The sequence below is a fragment of the Chitinimonas violaceus genome (assembly GCF_052601015.1).
Genome location: NZ_JBQXDJ010000180.1, coordinates 1 through 1,153 on the forward strand (window position 1 = coordinate 1; position 1,153 = coordinate 1,153).

The following is a 1,153-nucleotide window of genomic DNA, read 5'->3' on the forward strand; positions in this document are numbered from 1 at the left end:
TTCTTTTGCGTGGTTGGAGAAGTGCCGTCGATTGTGGAAGAACTGTGAACGCAAGCTCGACACCAGCTTGCAATTCATTCAGTTTGCCTTTCTGACTCTTCTTCTGCGGAGACTTTGAACAGGTTCTGACAGCGTTGGAACCAGTCTGCCTTACCTCGCTGAATCCTGCCGCTATCCCAAGACTGCAACTGCTTTGGGATAGCCAGCTGGCACCATACTGCGAGCCTTTCTTGCAGAAGGATTTGTGTGATTTTGCTCGTGGGAATGGCCGGCAGGTTCGTATGGCCTGGCGTGGCGAACAGGTTGTGGGCGGTGTTGGCTGGGTGCTGATGGATGTGGTCAGCAATGGTTGCGCTTATGGTGCACCGCTAATAGCTGCAGATGAAGCCGTGGCTGAAAGCTTGGTTGAGAGTCTGTGTACCGAGGTACAGGCAGCTGGGGCAACGCGTGTACGTGTGACTGCCCGAGCGCTCGAACGTGCCAAGCATGCTGTGTTGAAGGCGAAAGGGTTTGTTCCGGTATTTGAGTTTGTCAATTTCGTCCGGCCATTGCGTAGTAAGTCGTCGACGTCAACATTGCCGCAGGGTTTGTACTTGGTACCTCTCGACCAAGTCAATTGGTCTCGTTTACAGGCGTGCTATGCCGACTGCTTTGCAGATGTACCGAATGCGCCGGCACCGACAGTAGAGGCTATGCAAGCCGAGTGGTCTGCAGGTAATTGGCAAGCTGGATGTGTACTGGCTGACGAGACCGGTGAGTATCAGGCATTCTGTCTGGTTGTAAGCAACCATATGGAGGCGGTGGGTATACGTGAGGTGTGGCGTGGCAAAGCGCTTGCACCTGCGATGTATGCCCGGGCTGACGCTGCATTACTAGGGCAAGGTTATCAGGAACTCAAAGCGCTAGTGGCAAGTAGTAACCCGGCCTCGATGCGGCTGCATCAGAAACTGGGTTTTACTGAAGGTGCACCACGCTGGACGACCTATGAGTTGGTGCTGGCTTAGAATCTGTTTAGAGTCTCGTGAGCTAGGGTCTGTTGACGTTTTGACTTCGGTATATTGAAGAAGCGCAGCAAACCCGCAGAATTACGGTTCCTATACTAATCACCCTGCGGGTTTGCTATGCCCCGATTGATGCTCAGTGACGAGCTTTG

At 53.3% G+C, this 1,153-nt stretch carries 1 protein-coding gene and 1 pseudogene; both read left to right on the forward strand.

The features are described from left to right. Positions 1 to 118: pseudogene (locus tag ACUHMQ_RS20775) on the forward strand (IS5/IS1182 family transposase); the annotation flags it as partial. A gap of 124 nt (positions 119 to 242) precedes the next feature. After that, positions 243 to 1,004 (forward strand): GNAT family N-acetyltransferase, encoded by a 762-nt coding sequence (locus tag ACUHMQ_RS20780; protein WP_445297346.1) that lies wholly within the window; start codon positions 243 to 245, stop codon positions 1,002 to 1,004. Positions 1,005 to 1,153 lie beyond the last annotated feature (149 nt).